Below are 19,229 nucleotides of genomic sequence, written 5' to 3'. Positions count from 1 at the left end.
GAAATGATGTGGGTATTTTTAGAATCTTGAAATATTCAAGCTGAAAAAAGGTACTGCACCTGTAAATTGATGACAAAAATTAGCGACTGAAAAAGCGAAGACTGATAGGGAATTGTAAGTTCAAAAATTTCAGAAGAAGCGTCGGCAGAAGCCTGATTATTTTACAAATGTACGCATAATTTATTGAAAACAAGCAATTTTCTGTTTTTTATGATATTATTTTATATAAATATAATAAATCCGCAATGAGAATTAATTCAAACTTCTGTATTCATTGGGGGGTACGCCCGTTTTTTGTTTAAACAGTCGGATAAAATGTTGGGGATACTTGAACCCAAGTTCGTAGGCAATCTGGGAAATGGATTTATCAGAATTAAAAACCCGTTCTTTGGCGACATCAATTATTTTGTTTTGAATGTACTCTTGAGCAGTCTTACCCGTTTCTTTTTTAATTAAATCACCGAAATAGTTGGCTGATAAATGCAATTCATCTGCACAATAAGCAACGGATGGCAAACCAATAGAATAAGGTTTTTCAGAAGAGAAATAAGTCTTTAACAGATCCTCAAATCTTTCTAAAATTCCTTTGTTCACATTCTCACGGGTAATAAACTGACGGTCGTAAAAACGGTCACAGTAATTAAAAAATAATTCAATATTTGAGGCAATAAGCTTTTTACTATGTTTATCAACCGATTGTTGCAGTTCTGTATCAATGATTGCAAAAAGATCCAGTACCAATTGCTGTTCCTTTGCAGAAAGATGCAGCGCTTCATTCGTATGATAGCTGAAAAAACTATGATCCGAAATGGTTTTAGCCAACAACGTTCCTTTTATTAGATCAGGATGGAAAACAAGCCCGTGTCCCATTGGCTGATAAAGGTCTGTTTTATTTTCAACATCCAGAACCTGTCCCGGTGAAACAAAAACCAACGTTCCTTTTTGGTAATCATAGGTTGCACGGCCGTATTTTAAATCCCCGCATTTCACATCTTTTAAAAAAATACAGTAAAGGTTAAAATTCATTTTAGAGCCTGTTCTCCTGTGAGCTTTGGAAAAGTCTATAACACTTACCAACGGATGTAAAGTCTCATGATTATTGAATGTATTATAATCATCAACGGTTTCAAAATTAATAGCCATACTCATCACTTTATTCTTTTGATGAAACAAAACTACAGATTAAAAGTCTTGTATTAAAGCCCTTATAGGATTATCAGTAATATTGGTTATAAAAGCCGTAATCCATATACCAATCCCTCCATTATCAATTGAGAACTTTGCATAAGAAACTTAAAATTTGAATTTAAAAATAATTTAAAATGAAAAATATAACATTAAACAATGGAGTAGAAATGCCAATCTTAGGGTTCGGAGTATTTCAGGTGCCGGACCTGGCAGAATGTGAACAAGCGGTTGCAGATGCTATTGAAACAGGATATCGGTTGATTGACACAGCAGCATCGTACGGGAATGAAGAAGCCGTAGGAAATGCAATCAAAAAAAGTGGAATTGCAAGAGAAGAATTATTTATCACCACAAAACTTTGGGTGCAGGATGCTGGATATGAAAATACACTGAAAGCATTTGAAAAGTCATTGCATAAACTTCAGCTGGATTATCTGGATTTATATCTTATTCATCAGCCATATGGTGATGTTTTCGGATCGTGGAAAGCAATGCAGGAATTGTATTTTCAAGGAAAAATAAGAGCCATTGGTGTTTCAAACTTTCATCCGAATAGAATTGCAGATTTGATTGTGAACAGTGGATTTACACCGGCAGTAAACCAGATTGAGACACATCCGTTTCACCAACAGTCGGAAACACAGAAATTTCTGGCGGAAAATAATGTACAGATTGAATCCTGGGGACCTTTTGCAGAGGGCAAAAATGATATTTTCAACAATGAAATCCTTAAAGCCATCGCAGGAAAATACAATAAATCTGTAGCACAGGTCATCTTAAACTGGCTTACCCAAAGGAATGTGATTGTAATTCCAAAATCTGTCCGTAGAGAAAGAATGGCTGAAAACTTCAACATCTTCGATTTTGAACTTTCTTCCGAAGATATGCAGGCTATTGCAGCTTTAGATACCGCTTCCAGTTTATTTTTTGATCATAGAGATCCCGATATGGTAAAATGGCTGAGCGGAAGAAAACTTGATTTATAATTGATAAAATATAGCAGAATGAACAGAAGAGATATTTTAAAAACAGCAGGTCTTGCAGCTGTTGGAGCTGCATTGTTACCATTTGATTCATTATTAAAAGCAGCTTCAACTGATCATAGAATAGGTGAAAGCAATAACCAGACTGGTCTTGCAGCAGGTCGTAGAAAATTGGGGAAATCGCTGGAGGTTTCTGCTGTAGGTTTAGGTGTTCAGAATATGAGCCGAACATATCAGACTACAATTCCGTCACGCAAAGAGATGCACAACATCATTCGGAAAGCTTTTGATAACGGGGTTACTTTATTTGATACCGCTGAAGCTTATGGACCTTTTGAATGTGAGAAGATTTTGGGCGAAGCGGTTTCTTCTTTTCGTGATAAAATAGTTATTGAAACTAAATTCGGTTGGAACATTGATCAGCAAACCGGGACACGCTTACCGGGATTGAACAGCAAACCTGAACATATAAAAATAGTAGTGGAAGGGATGCTGAAACGCCTTCGTACAGACCGTATTGATTTATTATATCAACATCGTGTAGACCCCGAAGTTCCGATTGAAGATGTTGTAGGTGTCATAAAAGATTTAATCAGAGAAGGAAAAGTTTTGCATTACGGACTTTCAGAACCCGGTGTACAAACAGTAAGACGAGCTCATGAAATTCATCCGGTAACCGCAATTCAGAATGAATATTCCCTTTTATGGCGGGGACCTGAAAAGACAATTTTACCACTTTGTGAAAAACTGGGTATCGGTTTTGTAGCTTGGAGCCCCCTTGGAGTTGGTTTTACAACAGGAGCTATTGATGCTAATACAAAATTTGCTCAAGGTGATATCCGCGGTGGAGAGAGTCGCTTTTCCCCGGAAAATTTACCTAAAAATTTGGTAATAGTAGAGATTTTGAAAAAATGGGCTGACAAGAAAAATGCCACACCAGGACAGATATCATTAGCTTGGTTATTATATCAGAAACCCTGGATTGTACCGATTCCGGGGACTACACAAATGGCACATATGTTAGAAAACAGTGCTGCAGATCATGTGAAATTTTCAACCAGCGAATTTCAGGAATTAAGCAGAGAGCTAGACGCTGTTACAATTGTAGGAGAAAGATTACCGGTATTGGTACAGCAGTTTTCAGATGTAGAAGCTCCTTTTACAAAAGAAATAGTACATTAATTATGAAAAAGTTGAAAAAATGCAGTCTATGGTTTTATATGATACTTCTGTTATTGTCGTCGTGTTCAAAAGCTCAGATATCAATGTCTGAAGAAAAAGAAATACCAAAAGAGAAAAAAGTATTGATTGTTTATGTATCCCGAACAAAGAATACCAAAACAATTGCAGAAATCATTCATCAAAATGTAGGCGGAACTTTAATTGAGTTGGAATTACAAAATCCTTATCCGGAAAATTATAAGGCAATTGTTGACCAAGTGGCAAAAGAAAATGAAACTGGTTTTTTACCCCCTCTTAAAACAAAGATTGATGACATAGAAAAATATGATGTTGTATTTATAGGTTTTCCAACGTGGGGAATGCAGCTACCGCCACCGATGAAAAGTTTTTTAAGTCAGAATAATTTTAAAGGAAAAACGATAATCCCTTTCAATACTAATGCAGGTTATGGTGTAGGCAGCAGCTTTGAAACAGTGAAACAGCGATGTCCCGACAGTAAAATTTTAGAAGGTTTTACAATAAAAGGAGGTATTGAAAGAGACGGAATTCTATTTGTGATGGAAGGCAATAAGAAAATAGAAGCTGAAAAGAAAATACAAGAATGGCTGACCAAAATAGGAATGTCAAAATAAAGAATAAAATAACCTGATTAAGTGACCATTTTTTTAAAGAAGATTAATCACATTTGATAGCTAGTCTCTTTTTTTTAGAAGGAATTTGTGACCTGCAAAAAGTTAACAATTCAATAGTAGAAGAATCCAGATATTGAATGTAATTTAAAAACATGCGTATATTTGAGATTTAGCGGCCATTGTAAGATCGGCCGTAATGAAAGACAAACTAAAAATTGATGACAGAGAAATTTTCAACAATAAATAGCACACTTTCACCAAGTGAACTTGGCCAATTTATTCAACAAAAATACGGACTAAACGACAAAACGGAATGTAGTATATTTCGACTTGCAATGAACCATTTATACATAGTTCACGACGACGAAAAGAAATACGTTTTTAGGGTTTATACTTGTAATTGGCGGACAAAATTAGAAATTGAAGAAGAATTAAGACTTTTACTTCATTTAAAAGAAAACAACCGACCCGCTGCTTATCCAATAGAAGACAAATCGAACACATTAATTCAAGAGATTGAAGCGCCAGAAGGAAAAAGATTTGGTGTTTTATTTTCATATGCCAATGGTACAAAGACCGCAAAATTTTCAGCCCAAACAAGCTTTCTAATTGGAGAAGCATTAGCGAAAGTTCATCAGTCGACAGAAAATTTTGAACTGAAAAGAATATCTTACAACTCTCAAAACTTACTAAACAACTCTATTGTAAGAATAAAAAAATTCTTTAATAAAAACAACAGTGAAGTTGAGTTTTTGGAAAAACTATCTGCTTTTTTAACTCTAAAAATTGACAAGATTGACAACCAAAAAGTGAGATATGGAAGTGTTCATCTTGACGTTTGGTTTGATAACTTGCACATTGATGATGAAAAGGAAATTACATTTTTTGACTTTGATTTTTGTGGCAATGGTTATTTATGTTTCGACATTTCTTATTTCCTATTTCAGTTACTGGCAACTAATTTGAACGAAGAGGATTATCAAGTAAAAGCAGACAGCTTCTTAAAAGGGTATGAAACTGTAACTGAAATTAGCAGCGAAGAAAAAAAGCTTTTGCCTTTTGCTTGTTTAGCAATTATGACATATTATATAAGTATTCAGTGTGATAGATTTGAATACTGGACAAATATTTTCTTGAATGAAGACCATTTAACAAGAATGGTTAATAATTTGAAACGTTGGATTGCTTACAATAAAATTGAGTTTGAATCATAAACTTATAACAACCTAAAATGGAAGGACAAGTGAGAAAACAACGAATGACTAACAATAGGCAGGCTGAAGTGTTAAAAATCAGTCGTAGTTTTTCCCTTGAATTTTAGTCATAATATCGGCTTTTATAGTTCTATTTCCCGTTAGGATACAAAAATCCAAACTGTTATCCGTATTTTTTCGGACCAAAGTACATTTATAGAACCAATTATATGTTAATTAATAAAACATAAAAAACTCCTGTAAAAAACAGGAGTTAATAGGATTGTAAATTCAATTAATTTTTAATTATTTTTAAATTTCCGCCTGCTCCGTTGCTGGATTTCCAATGAACGATATAGGTTCCTTCTATAGAGGTTTGGAGATCGATTGGCAGTTTGTTCAAACCTTCTTTAAGATCTGTTGTATAGGTGGTAATTATTTTACCATTAAAATCACTCACACTTATTGAAACTGTTTCTTTTTTCGTTGCGGTATAATGAACTTCACTGAAGCCCATGGTTGGATTTGGAGCTAAAGATACTTGTTGCTGCGGGGTGATATTTTTTGCAACTGATCCGCAGCCTCCAACAGGGCGAATACAGAGATTACAAGTAAACTTAGTAGGAGTGATTCTGTATTTGTTCACACCAGTGCAGGTAATACCCACTCCATATCCATACTGCCAGTCATAATCTATCAGACAGGGATCTGAGAGCGTTACATGATCTCCAATAGTTGTGGGAAGAGGATAATATCCACTATATAAGTTGGAGGGTTGTGTGAAAGTTACTTTAGCATACCTAACGGGCTGGGTTCCAACAGTAACCGGGAATGTGTAATTCTGCGTGATTGGTCCGGGATTGTTAGGTGTATGAATAGGAAGATAAGTCTTCGATATTTCAGTAGTCCCGATCTTTACACTTAATGTAAGATTTGCACTGACATAGGGTTGATCAGCAGAATTATAATCATCATCCCTGTCAAAGGTAATGTCGTAAGTTAATGGGTTTCCCCCTCCAAACTGTGCGCTTAGTTGATTAGGACAAATAAGCATTAAATACAGTAGTAAGAAAATTTTTTTCATTGTAATATTATTTTAAATTGTTGAGTCAGGTTATAAATATGATGGACAATTCGATTTTATTTACAAGAATTAAGTAATAAGCAATTGAATTGTATCATAAATAATTGTAGGATATGTTTTTAACTACTTAAAATTGTAACTTATTAACGGTTTGTCAAAAAGGAAATTAACAAGTGTCAAAGAATGACTGATATCTGTCTCTATTTTTTTTATAACCGTAAAATGTTATAATATTATCTTAATAGCGAGCAATTGAATTAATAGTTTAGATGTAAACTTTATTAATCAATGATATTGTAAAAATATTATTTAAGATTTTAAATGAGCCGAACAGCAAGTGAATTTTGAACTTTACAGGAAATAGATTCTCTTAGAAATTAGTCATCTTTGTAATACAAATTATTAAAATGGATATTTTAAAATTAAGTATAGATTGGGCAAAAGCAGAAGTATTTTCCGCTAAAATAACCTTACTGATAGGCATGCTGTTTTTCATAGCAGCAATAGGCTTTTGGCAATTAGGCAAAACTGCTATGGCAAAAGCTTTCGTATGGCCGGTATTGGTGGCGGGAATATTAATTATGGTAGTTTCGGCGGGTTTATATTTCTCCAACAAACCAAGAATTACACAATTTGAAGCAGCTTATAAAACCAATGTAACAGCATTTATTCAAATGGAAGCAGATCGTACCTCAAAATCCCAAAATGATTTTATCATAGTTTTTAAGGTCCTTCCACTCATTATCATTGCAGCAGCATTGCTGATTATGTTTGTAGATATTCCCATTTGGAGAGCTATTGGTAGTACTGCCATTGCATTAATGACTGTACTGATGCTGATAGACAGCAACACTTCAGCGCGCAACGCTGCTTACCACAGACAACTTTTAAAAACTGCGACCCTATGAAAATGATGACACCAGAAGTTGACGATTTTTTTGTGTATTCTTGTAGTTCAGAAGACCAGTGGGGCTATGAACAGTTCATTCCGGAGCATATTTTAGCTTATCAGGTATCAGGAGAAACACATGTTTTTCATCAACAGGGAACCTTTGTTTTAAAGAAAAACCAGCTACTTCTGGCCCACAGAAATCAGTTTGCCAAGAGTTTAAAAATGCCTGCGTCAGATCAGGAGTATAAAGCGGTTTCTATTATTTTGAAATCGGAAGATCTGAAAAAATTTGCAGCCGAAAATAATATCATGTGTGATAAGCCGTATTCAGGAAAATACAATGTCGTTTTAAAACCTGATCCTTATCTAAAAAGCTATTTTCAATCATTAGTTCCTTATCTGGAACAGCCTCATGGGAGTAATAAAAAAATGGTTTTTTCCAAAGTTACAGAAGCCATAGAACTATTACTGCACATACGTCCGGAATTTCAGAATTTTTTGTTTGATTTTAATGAACTGCATAAAATCAATCTTGAAGAGTTTATGCTGAAAAATTTTCAATACAATGCACCGATTGAAAATTTTGCCAAGCTTACAGGGAGGAGTCTTGCCGGATTTAAAAGAGATTTTTCAAAATCATTTCAGGTTCCCCCTGCAAAATGGCTTAAAGAAAAACGCCTTGAAGAAGCCTATTATCTTATCCATCAGAAAAATAAAAAACCTTCAGATATCTATCTGGATTTAGGATTTGAGAACCTGCCGCATTTTTATACATCATTCAAACAGAAGTATGGCGTTACCCCAACTGAAAGTTTAACAATCAATAAATAAAAAAATGAACTACGAACAAAAAATTCAGGAAGCGGAAGACCGCTTAGCAATTCGTGAATTAATAGACAGTTACGCTTACTGTGCCGACTCCCGTGATGCAAAAGGACAAATGGCATTGTTCACAGAAGATACTAATTTTGAAGTATATTATGACCCGAAATCGGAAACACCAAGTCAGGTGATTACTAACAATAAAGATTTGTTACCCGTATTCGATAATCTGAATACTTACAAATCTACCATGCATTTTAACGGACAGAGTACGGTAAAACTTTTCGGGGATAAAGCTACAGGTGTCACTTATTGTATGGCACACCATCTAACCATGGAAGATGATAAGCAAAAGCTGATGATCGCTGCCATTCGTTACCATGATACTTTTGTAAAGCAAAATGACCAATGGCTTTTTGCAGAACGCAAATTGCTGGTAGACTGGATCGAAAACCGATAAAATCTTTTTTTGTGAGCTTTTCAGCAAATTGTATTTGAGCTGTACAGAAAACGATATAAGAATATGATTTAGGACTTTTACCTAATAAAAATATTCATAATGAAATCGATTAATACAATGTACATCAATGGTGAATTTGTAACGCCACACGGTACCACAACTTTTGACCTTATAAATCCTGTGAACAATCAGAAAACAGGTGAAGCTGTTCTGGGCGACGAAATAGATACACAGAATGCCATTACTGCTGCAAAAGAAGCTTTTAAAACATTTTCAAAAACAACTAAGCAAGAACGGATTACTTACCTGGAAAAGCTGCTCGTCGTTATCAGCAAACGTGAAAAGGATTTAACTGATATAATGGTGGAAGAGTACGGCGGAACATTCCAGTTCTGTTCAATGGTCACGCAGAATATGATTAATGATATCAATGCGATGATTGATACCCTGAAAGATTTTGATTTTGAACAGACTACCGGGAATTCAAAAGTTTTTTTACAGTCGGTAGGCGTTGTAGGGATCATTATCCCGTGGAATATGAGTAACGGATTTATTGTTACAAAGCTTTCTACCGCTATTGCAGCGGGTTGTACATCAGTGGTAAAACCTAGCGAAATGAGCACACAGCAGACGCAGATAATGGCTGAATGTTTCCATGAAGCCGGTCTGCCAAAAGGAGTTATAAATTTCGTAAATGGTTTAGGTGATATAGTGGGTGCAGAAATTACCCGTAACCCGGACGTTTCAAAAATAGCTTTTACAGGCTCTACCGTCGTGGGTAAAATGATCGCTAAAGGAGCTGTTGATACCATGAAAAGAGTAACACTGGAACTGGGAGGAAAATCACCTAATATTATTTTGGATGATGCAAATTTGGAAGAAGCTGTTCCAACCGCAATTTTTGCTGCTTACCTAAACAGCGGGCAGGCCTGTGCTGCTGCCACTCGTTTGCTTGTTCCCGTAAGTAAATTGGATGAAGTCAATGCAATAGCAAAAGCTACCGTGCAAAACATGAAGGTTGGGAATCCAAAAGATGCAGATACCGTTGTGGGACCTATGGTGAGTAAAAAACAGTATGAAAGGGTTCTGGATTATATTAGAATCGGTCAAAAAGAAGGTGCAGTATTATTAACGGGCGGTACGGATAAACCTGAAGGGCTGGAAGAGGGCAACTTTGTAAAAGCAACTATTTTTACCAATGTGAACAATAACATGCGTATTGCCAGGGAAGAAATATTTGGTCCCGTATTGTGCATTATTCCATATAACGATGAGAAGCATGCTGTCGCCATCGCCAATGATACCGACTATGGATTGGCCGCCTACGTATCCTCTGGCAATAAAGAGAGAGCGTATCGTGTGGCATCTCAAATTGATGCAGGACGAATTTGTATTAATGGAATATCACATGATTCCAAAACTCCTTTTGGCGGCTTTAAACAATCAGGAATCGGGCGGGAATACGGAGTATTTGGGTTGGAAGAATACCTGGAACCTAAAGCTATTTTAGAATAACTTACCGGTGAGAATATTTATAAAAGCTAACGTTGAAATGATCTGTCCAATTAGCAATACCAATCCTTAATTACTGAAAATTAGATTTTGTCCGGTATTTTCAAATTCATTAATATTGTCTAAAATATTCAAAATGTACATTGTATATGTTTTGAAAAAAGATGTTAGCAGCTGTTCTTTTTGTAAAGGTGGGACGAAATTGAAAGCTTGAAAGTGAATTACGTTGTCAAAGTTTTATATTTTTAGAAGGTATATGAAATACGAAGTAGAAAATTGGAATGCTCGCACTGTATTTGTATTTAGAGAATGTCTGAAGACATTTGAAGAATTTTCAGAAATTATTGATAGGATAATAAAGCCGGATTACAAATCAAGAATAGAAATAACAAGTTGGACAGAAAGTTTCACATTTACAAAAGATGAGGTGAAAATTTATTTTGAAAATTTTTATGATGGTGATGTATCCTATTCTTTTGAGTTGCTTCCATTTGGAAATAACGATGAATTTAGTCTGGCTAAATTAAAATTGATGATGGATAGTATAAATAATCTTTTGTAGAGGAATACTCAACGGTGTAACATGGATTAGCGCTTACATAATATTCTCCACTCAACGATACATAATTGTCAGTAGTGATGATGAAAGTGATACTTATAAACTTTGAACACACAAAATGCAAGAAACAAAAGGACTTCTTAACGACATAAAACAGCACAACAAGATTGCGATTAGAGTGAGTTCTAATTCAAATAATAATTTGCCTGAAGACGTTATGAAAATGCTTATTCAACCTCACAGAAAAGCTAATTATTTTTTTGTTTTCATGGAAAATGGTTCACTGACACATAAGGCTGATTTAAACGATCTGAGAATTACAAATGGGCAATTGTTTTTTGTTTTGCCTAATCAAATTCATTCTGTACCTGCACAGAAGAAAGATGACATTGAATGTTTCAAAATGAGTTTTGACGAAAACTGTCTGTCTTTACTTCCGAAACAATTTTCTTTTTTAATCAATCCATTAAATTCGCAAATTATTTCGTTTGAAAATGATGCAAGACAAAGAGTAAAAATGCTTTTTGAAATTCTCAATAAAATTTTAAATTCAGATGATGACCAAAAAGATGCTGAAATTATTTTGGCTCATCTTAATTCACTTTTAACCGAACTGAATAATGCATATTTTAAAAATGCTGCAAAAGGAAAAGCTGAACCAAACAAAATTCAAAAATATATTGAGTTTAGAATTGCAGTTGAAGCTCATTTGACCGAACAATATTCTATCAATACAATTGCCGATAATCTTTCTGTAACTACCAACCATCTTTACAATATTGTAAAAGAATTTTCGGGTGTTTCGCCAAAAGAATTTATCACAAACCGGCTGATATTGGAAGCACAAAGAAAGCTGCATTATTCCAAACCGACGATCAAAGAATTGGCTTACGAGCTTGGTTTTAATGACCCGGACTATTTTTCAAGGCTCTTCAAAAAAAGTATAGGAAAAAGCATCAGTACATATTTAACAGACATTCAGGATTTGTCAGGCAATTAAAGTGATTAGTCCTGCCGTATCAAATATATCCTGCCGACTTTTACAGTTCATAAAATACAGAAAAAAAATGAATTACGAAGTAATCACAAACGCTGAAGAAAACAATAATAAAGAAGTTTTTAAATCAGCATTAGTAACAGGAGCAAACAAAGGAATCGGTTTTGAAACCGCTAAACAATTGGCAGAACTTGGATATTTCGTTTACATCGGAAGCCGGGATAATTTTAAAGGACTTGAAGCCATCGGGAAATTAAAATCACTAGGTTATGCCAATGTAGACTGTATCGAACTAGATGTAACGGACATTAATTCTATTAAATCGGCAAGTCAGGAATTGGAAATGAAAGCTAAAAAGCTGGATGTCTTAATTAACAACGCAGGTATTAGTGGCGGTTTTCCACAACCAGCGACAAAAGTTTCTTACGACACGTTGCGGCTTGTATTTGAGACTAATTTTTTTGGAGCAATTCAAACAACACAAGAATTCATGAATCTTCTAAAAAAATCAGATCAACCAAGAATTGTAAATGTAACCACGGAGTTATCTTCATTAACAAATCACAGCGATCCGAGTTGGACATTTGCACAATTCAAACCAGCTGCTTATGGTCCATCAAAAACGGCTTTGAATGCATACACTGTAATGTTAGCGGTTGAGCTCAAAGACACAAACTTCAAAGTGAATTGTGTCTGTCCTGGGTTTACTGCTACTGACTTTAATAATCACCAGGGAACAAGAACAGTTGAGCAAGGTGCAGGTGTTATCGTAAAATATGCAACGCTTGACAAAGACGGCGCGACCGGAAAATTTTTCAGCGAAGAAGGGGAGACACCTTGGTAACAGTGAAACAAATTCAATCATTTGAGGTAAAAATAAACAAGAGCAGGATAACCTGCTCTTGATGTTTACATTCTAAAATTTACATGATCGTTTCAGATCAAAAATACTTTTTTCCATTTTGTAATGGTATTTCTGCTTAAGTTAAATTGTTTTGCCAGTTGGCTATTGTTACATTTGTGTGTTTTTTGATAAGCAAGTATTTCAAAAATAGCGGGTCTGTTATAAGATTTATGCCTTTGGTTATAGAGATTTTCTTTTGTGCCAAAAATAATGTTATTAAGCTTTATTACATCTGTTGATGATAATGTTTTTTTGTTCAAAATAGGCTGGCAGGAAGATAATTTTTCTGAGTGTTTTGTATTCAAAATGTCTGAATAAATTCTTTTATAATCAGGTTGCTTCATCTTTTATATTTCTTGATCCATTTATACAGGGTTGTTTTTGGGATATTATATTCTTCTATGATCTGCTGTTTTGTTTTATTTCCGTTGCTGATTGATTCCAGCATAAATTCTATAATCTCTTTTGTATATATGTTTTTGCGGAATTGTGGGATGTTGGTTGTTTTTGATGCTTGGTCAAAAATCTTTGAAGAGGGCGGAGAATATAAGATTAGATGCTGGCTGTATATTCTAAAGAAATCATATTTCAACAGCCGGCTCCATTTCAACAATAATTCGCAATCCAGATTTTTAGACTGAAACATCTTTTTCACATCCCGGTCATCACAGTCTAAAAACTTACAGATCCTTGTTATTTCTATTTGACATTCGTTGACCCGCTGTTCAAGGAAAAAACCAATATGAATATTTTGAAAGTTTAGCCCACTCATTTATAGATTGATTTTTTTATTCCACGAAGAGAATTGCTTAAATTGATAAGCTGATCCCTGTCAATACTGAATTTACATTTCACCCGGATTTCCTTTTTTCTTTCTGACTTTAAATATAATTTAAGCTGATGTCCATATATAGATTTATTGATACTGTAATCTTTCAGACTGCTTTTGGGGAATTCCATACAAGGGTATACATGTGCTTTTTTAAAAGGATGAAAGATTTTTATGGTTATTACTTCACCTGAAAATTCATAGATGAAACATTTTAAATTAAATAATACAAATAGAAGAATGAAAATAACCAGAGATAACACAGCCAATATTACGGTTCCGGCAGGAATAAGTTCCTGAAATAAGTACGAAAACAAAGCACTCAAAATACACATAAACAGGCCCATGCTAATTATGGTAGAAGTCATTTTTATTTTTTTTGTATTATCAATTTTGATCAATCCTTTCACAATCGTTGTATGATTTTACAGAATAGAAATGCACATAATCTGCTTAATTTATCTGATACCAATTAGTGCCGTCACTTTGTATCATGACGGTAGAAATAGAGTTAACGGAAGTAATATTTGTGTTTTCAGTAAATTTAATATTCTGACTGAAGGTCAGGATATTGTTTGTTTCATCGGTTTTACGAATAATTAATATTCTCCCTTTATTAGCAGCAGCATTAGGTAAGGTTAATGTAAATCCTCCATTGGTTGCATTCGCTAAAATGGTATGATCTGAGGCTGAAGCTGTATAATCAGTTGATACTTTAATAATGTTTGTTGTTGCTGCCGGATCTTTCCAGGCTAATACAGCTGTCGCTGCGTTACCGTCTGTAGTCAGTACCTGACCGGGATTACCATTCACACGAGGTAATATATAGCTTCCTTCAGCTGCACCAGTGCTGGTCTGGTAAGTATATTTTACGCCTTCAGCTGAGTTTACATTAACAGCTGCCTTTTGATTATTGGTTAAATTATCAGATTCTAAAAAAACATCTTTATCATTTACACCTGCTGCTCCAAAAAAACCATCTGTAGTATTACGGGTTCTGATTGTTACAAAGTTTTGGCTGAAGGTAGCAGTAGAGAAATTTCCAGCAGCTTGGTTTCCATTAAAGAGATCCAGACGGGATGGCACTGCAGCCAAACCAGATGTTACCAATGGTGTTTTGGTTCCCCAACTCGTATTATCAATTTTTTGAACCAGAAATGAACCAGTTGCAGCAGCGGCAGTAGGATCAACATTGTCTGAAACTGAAGACAGGTTGCCTAAAGACGGATTATTAGTTTCCATAGTAGAAATAGTTGTCCCGTTTGTAATGCTTACCTTCAGATCACCAGCTACTTCAAACTGTTTGGTAGATGTGGCACCTGTAAAATTACCAACCGCTACATTTTTGTTTTGATAGATAGCCTGTGTATTGGATGTTGCCGGAGTTGTACTGCCTTGTATATTCCAGGGTTCTGTGCCTGTTGCCGGATCTTTCCAGGCTAGTACAGCTGTGGCTGCATTACCGTCCGTAGTCAGTACCTGACCCGGAGTACCATTGACACGAGGGAATATGTAGCTGCCTTCAGCTGCACCGGTGCTGGTTTGATAAGTATATTTTACTCCCTCGACTGCATTTACATTGACAGCGGCATTATTACTGAGCGCACCATTAGAAAAAGCGGATAATGAAATACCACTTGAGTTGGAAGCAATTTGAGAATAAGCAGTATTAAAATTTCCAACCACTGTTCTTATGTTGTCTTTTTGAGCAATAAGAGTAGAAAAACTGCCATCATTATTTCCAATACCAACAATAGCTTCGCTTTGACTTACTCCAGTAAACGAGGTTTCATTGGGGCCTGCAGCAGATAATAAATTCCATGGTTTTACTCCTGCCCCTGTTAATCCAATGAGTCTGTTTGTTTCCAAAGCATGGGTGATCGTACCATTTGTTATGGATGTTTTAATGTCACCGGCTACTTCAAACTGTTTAGTGGATACGGTTCCTGTAAAATCACCAACCGCAACATTTTTGTTTTGATAGATAGCCTGTGTATTGGATGTTGCCGGAGTTGTACTGCCCTGTATGTTCCAGGGAGTTGCTGCTGTACCGGCAGAAGTTTTAATCCACTTTGTACCGTCATTATAGTATATCCCTGGAGTAACATCTCCTGCTGTAGCATTATTATAGACCGTCATTCCGGCTACATGTGCAGAAAGGGGAGTGGAGGAACTTGTAGACACTAAAGAAACCCTGTTTAAGAGTAATCCTTTATCTGAAGACCCTAAGGTAAGATCGGAACTCAGGTTTGGAGTAGTTGTATTGATCCCAACCTGTGCCTTGAAAATATAAGAACTAAATAATAATGCGGCAATAAGTATTTGCTTTTTCATCTTAATGTATATTTATTGCTGCAAAGTAAGGGTTTATCGAAAAGCCACAGTATTCGGGAAAACCCCTGATTTTATATTGTGGAAAACCCTTAATTAGATATCATTAGGGAGTGGAGGACCAATCGTGAAAAAGTGCTATAATTCAATTAATCTACAGGAAAATATCAGGTACAGCCTTAAAGCTTACTGAAAAGCTATTTAAGAATTTTATTTGAATATACATACTGCAACAACCCAAATGCATTGGATGTTTTAGTTTTAATCATCATACTTTTACGATGCGCTTCTACAGTACGTTCACTTATAAAAAGGAGCTGTGCAATTTCTTTATTGGTGTGTTCTTTTACTAATAACCGCAGAACTTCAAGCTCTCTTGTCGTAAACTGATTAGCTTTATTTTCCTGCTGGTCGATTACCGTTAAAAGGATTTTGCTTATATCGCTGCTAAAATGAGTATCATTGTTGCGAACTTTTTCTATCGCTGTAAATAATTCTTCTTTTGCATATTTTTTTAGTACATACGCATCAGCTCCGGCATTCATAACTTCTCTAATAATTTCAGCTTCATCATGCATACTCAGGATGATAATTTTTGCAGAAGGCTGTAATTTTTTTATTCCGAGAATAAGATCACTGCCATGTATGCCGCTCATATTATAATCACTTATAATAAGATCAACCGGATTTTTTTCTAAATACTCAAGAGCTTCAGGGCCGTTATTTAATTGTGCTGTAACCTTAAAATCAGGCTTCATTTCCAGCAGTGCTGTTAGGCCGTCATTGATAATAGAATGATCATCAATTAAAAGAATCTTCATTTGTGAAATTATTTTATTAAAATGAACTATTATGAAATGGTACTGCAATAATAGTTATTTTAGCACAAAATATTTACATGTGTTGTATGTTATTCATTAAAAGAGAGTTCTTTAAATCTTTAACTGTTATATTTTCACATACAAGGATCATAGGGCAAAATATATCATTATTATGTCTTCTACTTCTAATAACCTCGTGCCGAACAAATGAAAAAGAAGCTCAAAATAAGGAAGCTGAAAGGTTGATTGAGAAAGCAAAGATTTTTATAAATACCAGTACGAATGAAGTAAAAAATAATGACAGCATTCTCTACTATACAGACAAGGCTTACGCAATCGCTGAAAAAACAAAAAATAAGGCACTTCAGGGACGTTGTTTTATAAATTTTGCAGGGCGGTATACCAAGCAGGGTGAATATAAAAAAGCTGAAAAAGAATATTTTAAATCTATTGAACTCTTCAAGGAAGCGAATAGCAAGGAAGGAATAGCACTAGCCCAGCTTAATCTTGGAATAATCTACAGTAATTTAAAAGAGTATTATAACAGCATTAAATACTGCCTGCTTGCCGCAAAATTTTACGAAAAGGAAGATCAAAAGAAATACTATTTCACAATTCTGGTTTTAGCACAGAATTATAGGATAATTGAAGACTATGACAGTGCTAAGAAATATTACAACATATATAAGGAAAACATATTACAGACTAATTCTTATCTCGAAATCGGGCAGTATTATCTTGGCTATGCCGCATTGTTGGAAAACTCCGGCAGTAATCCGGACAGTATTATTTACAATTATAATAAAGCAATGTCCTTTTCAATAAAAAGTAAAAATAAATCTAACCTTGTGGTAGCTTACTGCCGGCTTGCTGTTTATTATTGTCTTAAAAATGATTTTAAAAATGCTGTAAAAAACATTGATGCCTGCTCGAAATTAGAGAATGACCCTGAAGTACTTAATAAAAAAGAAATTTATCTTGCTAAATGCATTTTTTATTCGTCTACGGATAATGTAGAGCTGGCTGAAAAGAACGGCCGGAAGGCTCTGGAATATACGGAAGAATCAGACGATGTTAACAGAAAAAATATTTATCTTTCTCTTGCAACCATCTATCATCGGCACAATATGAATGATAAGGCTTATGAAATGTTCAGCCTGTCAGATCGATATAACTCGATTGTTAATAATAAAGCAAATTTAGACCGTATTCAAAATTTAAAGAATAAATATGAGCACGATCAGTCCGTCAGGGATATTCATAGCCTTAAGCAAAAGAACACCATACAAAGTTTATTGCTCATTATTGCTGGGATACTGCTTGTTTTTATAATTATCATTACGATAATACTGCTAAACCGCAGAAAGCTTAAAGCCAAATCTAAGCTGGACGAAGAAATAAGGAAACAGCAGGAGATCAATATTGCAGAAGTTATTAAAGCCGAAGAACTGGAAAGAAGAAGGATCGCAGAACATCTTCATGACGGTGTGGGTGCCGGCATTTCTGCTGCCATTTTAAATGTGAGCGTTCTTAATGATATTCCGGAAATTGATCCTCAGGAACTTCATATCAAAAACAATAAAATTTTAAACCAACTCAGAACGGTTTACGATGATCTCCGCACGATCAGTCATCAAATGATGCCGAATTCATTAATAAAAGCAGGCCTGCCAAGTGCTTTAAAAGAATTTGTTAACAGTGTTGATAATAATAAACTGGAGGTGAGTTTATATATCCATGGCTTAGAAGAAAGATTCAATGAATCTGTTGAACTTATAGTCTACAGGGCTATTCAGGAAATAGTCACCAATGTAATTAAGCATGCCAATGCAAGTAAACTTAAGATTGAACTGATAAAAGATTCTGAAGGTTTACACATTATGATTGAAGATAACGGCATCGGCTTTGATAAGGCAGCAATTAATAATCAAAACGGAATTGGGATCCAAAACTTGATTTCGAAAATTGAATTTCTAAACGGGACCATAGACTTTGATACTTCAATAGGGAAAGGAACTTTGGTTGTTATTTATTTACCTCTTTTAGATTAAAATTTGAATATTTTTGAGTTAATAAATAGGGGGTTAATCTGGATTTGTGTAGTTTAGCATATCTCAACAGATCAGAAGCAGCCGATATTCACCATCATTCTCAACAGGAGCTCTGTGCACAGATGGTAAGACTTGTTGTGACGGATGATCTACCGCCAGACGCCAAAGATGTCCCGATTCTAAATTGATAGGTTCAGCATTAGGTGTAGGCTGATAATGCAGATCGAAGAAATTCTCCTGCAGAAAGGCTTCAAATTCTGTTTCCGGACCGTTATGCAATTCTTTAAGTTTTTCCCGGATTTCCGGAATCAGGATTTTCTGGATAGCCTGGTCATTGGGTAAAATGTCACTTGCTGCACCATAATAAGTACATAAAAAAGTATCGGTACCAATAGGCGAACGATCTACATGATAAGAATACACATCTGTGGAAATAAAATCGAACTCATCATCCCGCTCATAGTTTTTAAGTAAATTGAGAGAAGGAAGTGCTCCGAAATCAGTTAATAACTGGAAATCATTTAAGATAATCTCTCTTGCCATATGCCCTTTTTCTGATAGTTGCAGCGCTAAGAGATCCTCTGTAGAAACTTCTGTAACGTTTTCTTTTAATTGAAGTTTAGAGACAATTTCGTTAAAATCTCCTACTAAATTTCTGTGCCAGCATATGGCATTCACAGCTCCCTGAAAAGGGGTGTTTACAAGTTTAGGAAAGGTAGAAACTACTCCAATTTGGCTGTGGTCAGAAAATTTTTTGTGCATAGTTAAGAATAAACAATTAAGCCCTTA

Annotated in this window: 19 protein-coding genes; 12 read left to right on the top strand and 7 right to left on the bottom strand. The window is 35.1% G+C overall.

Features of this window, described 5'->3' with window-relative positions; genetic code table 11:
* Positions 1–252: 252 nt before the first annotated feature.
* Positions 253–1,149 (bottom strand): helix-turn-helix domain-containing protein, encoded by an 897-nt coding sequence (locus SB679_RS10925; protein ID WP_410702303.1) that lies wholly within the window; start codon positions 1,147–1,149, stop codon positions 253–255.
* A gap of 173 nt (positions 1,150–1,322) precedes the next feature.
* Here SB679_RS10925 and SB679_RS10920 point away from each other — a divergent pair, with 173 nt between their 5' ends.
* The 4 genes from SB679_RS10920 to SB679_RS10905 all read left to right on the top strand — a co-directional run bounded on the left by SB679_RS10920 (position 1,323) and on the right by SB679_RS10905 (position 5,199).
* Positions 1,323–2,174 carry an aldo/keto reductase gene (locus tag SB679_RS10920; RefSeq protein ID WP_410702302.1) on the top strand — a complete coding sequence of 284 codons (852 nt, stop codon included), beginning with the start codon at positions 1,323–1,325 and terminating at the stop codon, positions 2,172–2,174.
* 18 nt (positions 2,175–2,192) lie between these two features.
* Complete coding sequence (locus SB679_RS10915; protein ID WP_410702300.1) at positions 2,193–3,353, top strand: aldo/keto reductase; 1,161 nt, start codon at positions 2,193–2,195, stop codon at positions 3,351–3,353.
* Positions 3,354–3,436: 83 nt separating this feature from the next.
* On the top strand, positions 3,437–3,985 hold the full coding sequence (locus SB679_RS10910) for a flavodoxin family protein (RefSeq protein ID WP_410702299.1): 549 nt from the start codon (positions 3,437–3,439) through the stop codon (positions 3,983–3,985).
* Positions 3,986–4,203: 218 nt separating this feature from the next.
* Complete coding sequence (locus SB679_RS10905) at positions 4,204–5,199, top strand: phosphotransferase (protein WP_410702298.1); 996 nt, start codon at positions 4,204–4,206, stop codon at positions 5,197–5,199.
* Positions 5,200–5,473: 274 nt separating this feature from the next.
* On the opposite strand, the gene SB679_RS10900 is transcribed toward SB679_RS10905, so the two are convergent.
* A complete protein-coding gene (locus SB679_RS10900; protein WP_410702297.1) occupies positions 5,474–6,262 on the bottom strand; it encodes a T9SS type A sorting domain-containing protein in 789 nt (262 codons plus the stop codon).
* Between the two features lie 407 nt (positions 6,263–6,669).
* On the opposite strand from SB679_RS10900, the gene SB679_RS10895 reads away from it, so the two are divergent.
* From SB679_RS10895 to SB679_RS10865, 7 genes are all read left to right on the top strand, one after another.
* The gene (locus SB679_RS10895) at positions 6,670–7,170 is read left to right on the top strand and encodes a hypothetical protein (RefSeq protein ID WP_410702296.1); all 501 of its coding nucleotides are present in this window, start codon (positions 6,670–6,672) and stop codon (positions 7,168–7,170) included.
* Positions 7,167–7,985: a helix-turn-helix domain-containing protein gene (locus tag SB679_RS10890; protein WP_410702295.1), complete on the top strand. Its 819-nt coding sequence runs from the start codon at positions 7,167–7,169 to the stop codon at positions 7,983–7,985. Before SB679_RS10895 ends, SB679_RS10890 begins: the two co-directional genes overlap by 4 nt.
* A 4-nt stretch (positions 7,986–7,989) precedes the next feature.
* Entirely contained in the window at positions 7,990–8,436 is a 447-nt protein-coding gene (locus SB679_RS10885) for a nuclear transport factor 2 family protein (protein ID WP_410702293.1), read from the top strand.
* Positions 8,437–8,535: 99 nt separating this feature from the next.
* Positions 8,536–9,951: an aldehyde dehydrogenase family protein gene (locus SB679_RS10880; RefSeq protein ID WP_410702291.1), complete on the top strand. Its 1,416-nt coding sequence runs from the start codon at positions 8,536–8,538 to the stop codon at positions 9,949–9,951.
* A 253-nt stretch (positions 9,952–10,204) separates the two neighbouring features.
* Positions 10,205–10,510, top strand: coding sequence for a hypothetical protein (locus SB679_RS10875; protein WP_410702289.1), 306 nt, complete (start codon positions 10,205–10,207; stop codon positions 10,508–10,510).
* A gap of 115 nt (positions 10,511–10,625) precedes the next feature.
* Entirely contained in the window at positions 10,626–11,507 is an 882-nt protein-coding gene (locus tag SB679_RS10870; RefSeq protein WP_410702288.1) for a helix-turn-helix domain-containing protein, read from the top strand.
* Positions 11,508–11,574: 67 nt separating this feature from the next.
* Complete coding sequence (locus SB679_RS10865) at positions 11,575–12,348, top strand: SDR family oxidoreductase (RefSeq protein WP_410702287.1); 774 nt, start codon at positions 11,575–11,577, stop codon at positions 12,346–12,348.
* Between the two features lie 400 nt (positions 12,349–12,748).
* Here SB679_RS10865 and SB679_RS10860 read toward each other — a convergent pair whose 3' ends face one another.
* From SB679_RS10860 to SB679_RS10845, 4 genes are all read right to left on the bottom strand, one after another.
* On the bottom strand, positions 12,749–13,180 hold the full coding sequence (locus SB679_RS10860) for a transposase (protein ID WP_410702286.1): 432 nt from the start codon (positions 13,178–13,180) through the stop codon (positions 12,749–12,751).
* Positions 13,177–13,605 (bottom strand): hypothetical protein, encoded by a 429-nt coding sequence (locus SB679_RS10855; RefSeq protein ID WP_410702285.1) that lies wholly within the window; start codon positions 13,603–13,605, stop codon positions 13,177–13,179. Before SB679_RS10855 ends, SB679_RS10860 begins: the two co-directional genes overlap by 4 nt.
* Before the next feature lie 85 nt (positions 13,606–13,690).
* Entirely contained in the window at positions 13,691–15,571 is a 1,881-nt protein-coding gene (locus tag SB679_RS10850) for a hypothetical protein (protein WP_410702284.1), read from the bottom strand.
* 194 nt (positions 15,572–15,765) lie between these two features.
* Positions 15,766–16,389, bottom strand: coding sequence for a response regulator (locus tag SB679_RS10845; protein WP_410702283.1), 624 nt, complete (start codon positions 16,387–16,389; stop codon positions 15,766–15,768).
* Positions 16,390–16,631: 242 nt separating this feature from the next.
* Here SB679_RS10845 and SB679_RS10840 point away from each other — a divergent pair, with 242 nt between their 5' ends.
* Entirely contained in the window at positions 16,632–18,440 is a 1,809-nt protein-coding gene (locus SB679_RS10840) for an ATP-binding protein (protein WP_410702282.1), read from the top strand.
* 63 nt (positions 18,441–18,503) lie between these two features.
* On the opposite strand, the gene SB679_RS10835 is transcribed toward SB679_RS10840, so the two are convergent.
* Positions 18,504–19,202: a DUF1826 domain-containing protein gene (locus tag SB679_RS10835; protein ID WP_410702281.1), complete on the bottom strand. Its 699-nt coding sequence runs from the start codon at positions 19,200–19,202 to the stop codon at positions 18,504–18,506.
* Between the last annotated feature and the right edge of the window lie 27 nt (positions 19,203–19,229).

It is taken from the genome of Chryseobacterium sp. SIMBA_029 (assembly GCF_046535275.1).
Classification (GTDB): Bacteria; Bacteroidota; Bacteroidia; order Flavobacteriales; family Weeksellaceae; genus Chryseobacterium.
The sequence above is the reverse complement of the archived record's forward strand: the minus strand, read 5'-3'. Positions and strand labels throughout refer to the sequence as shown.

Coding starts and splice junctions, on each gene's coding strand:
- SB679_RS10925 (WP_410702303.1), bottom strand. CDS start 1,149: ATGAGTATGGCTATTAATTTTGAAACCGTTGATGATTATAATACATTC.
- SB679_RS10920 (WP_410702302.1), top strand. CDS start 1,323: ATGAAAAATATAACATTAAACAATGGAGTAGAAATGCCAATCTTAGGG.
- SB679_RS10915 (WP_410702300.1), top strand. CDS start 2,193: ATGAACAGAAGAGATATTTTAAAAACAGCAGGTCTTGCAGCTGTTGGA.
- SB679_RS10910 (WP_410702299.1), top strand. CDS start 3,437: ATGTCTGAAGAAAAAGAAATACCAAAAGAGAAAAAAGTATTGATTGTT.
- SB679_RS10905 (WP_410702298.1), top strand. CDS start 4,204: ATGACAGAGAAATTTTCAACAATAAATAGCACACTTTCACCAAGTGAA.
- SB679_RS10900 (WP_410702297.1), bottom strand. CDS start 6,262: ATGAAAAAAATTTTCTTACTACTGTATTTAATGCTTATTTGTCCTAAT.
- SB679_RS10895 (WP_410702296.1), top strand. CDS start 6,670: ATGGATATTTTAAAATTAAGTATAGATTGGGCAAAAGCAGAAGTATTT.
- SB679_RS10890 (WP_410702295.1), top strand. CDS start 7,167: ATGAAAATGATGACACCAGAAGTTGACGATTTTTTTGTGTATTCTTGT.
- SB679_RS10885 (WP_410702293.1), top strand. CDS start 7,990: ATGAACTACGAACAAAAAATTCAGGAAGCGGAAGACCGCTTAGCAATT.
- SB679_RS10880 (WP_410702291.1), top strand. CDS start 8,536: ATGAAATCGATTAATACAATGTACATCAATGGTGAATTTGTAACGCCA.
- SB679_RS10875 (WP_410702289.1), top strand. CDS start 10,205: ATGAAATACGAAGTAGAAAATTGGAATGCTCGCACTGTATTTGTATTT.
- SB679_RS10870 (WP_410702288.1), top strand. CDS start 10,626: ATGCAAGAAACAAAAGGACTTCTTAACGACATAAAACAGCACAACAAG.
- SB679_RS10865 (WP_410702287.1), top strand. CDS start 11,575: ATGAATTACGAAGTAATCACAAACGCTGAAGAAAACAATAATAAAGAA.
- SB679_RS10860 (WP_410702286.1), bottom strand. CDS start 13,180: ATGAGTGGGCTAAACTTTCAAAATATTCATATTGGTTTTTTCCTTGAA.
- SB679_RS10855 (WP_410702285.1), bottom strand. CDS start 13,605: ATGACTTCTACCATAATTAGCATGGGCCTGTTTATGTGTATTTTGAGT.
- SB679_RS10850 (WP_410702284.1), bottom strand. CDS start 15,571: ATGAAAAAGCAAATACTTATTGCCGCATTATTATTTAGTTCTTATATT.
- SB679_RS10845 (WP_410702283.1), bottom strand. CDS start 16,389: ATGAAGATTCTTTTAATTGATGATCATTCTATTATCAATGACGGCCTA.
- SB679_RS10835 (WP_410702281.1), bottom strand. CDS start 19,202: ATGCACAAAAAATTTTCTGACCACAGCCAAATTGGAGTAGTTTCTACC.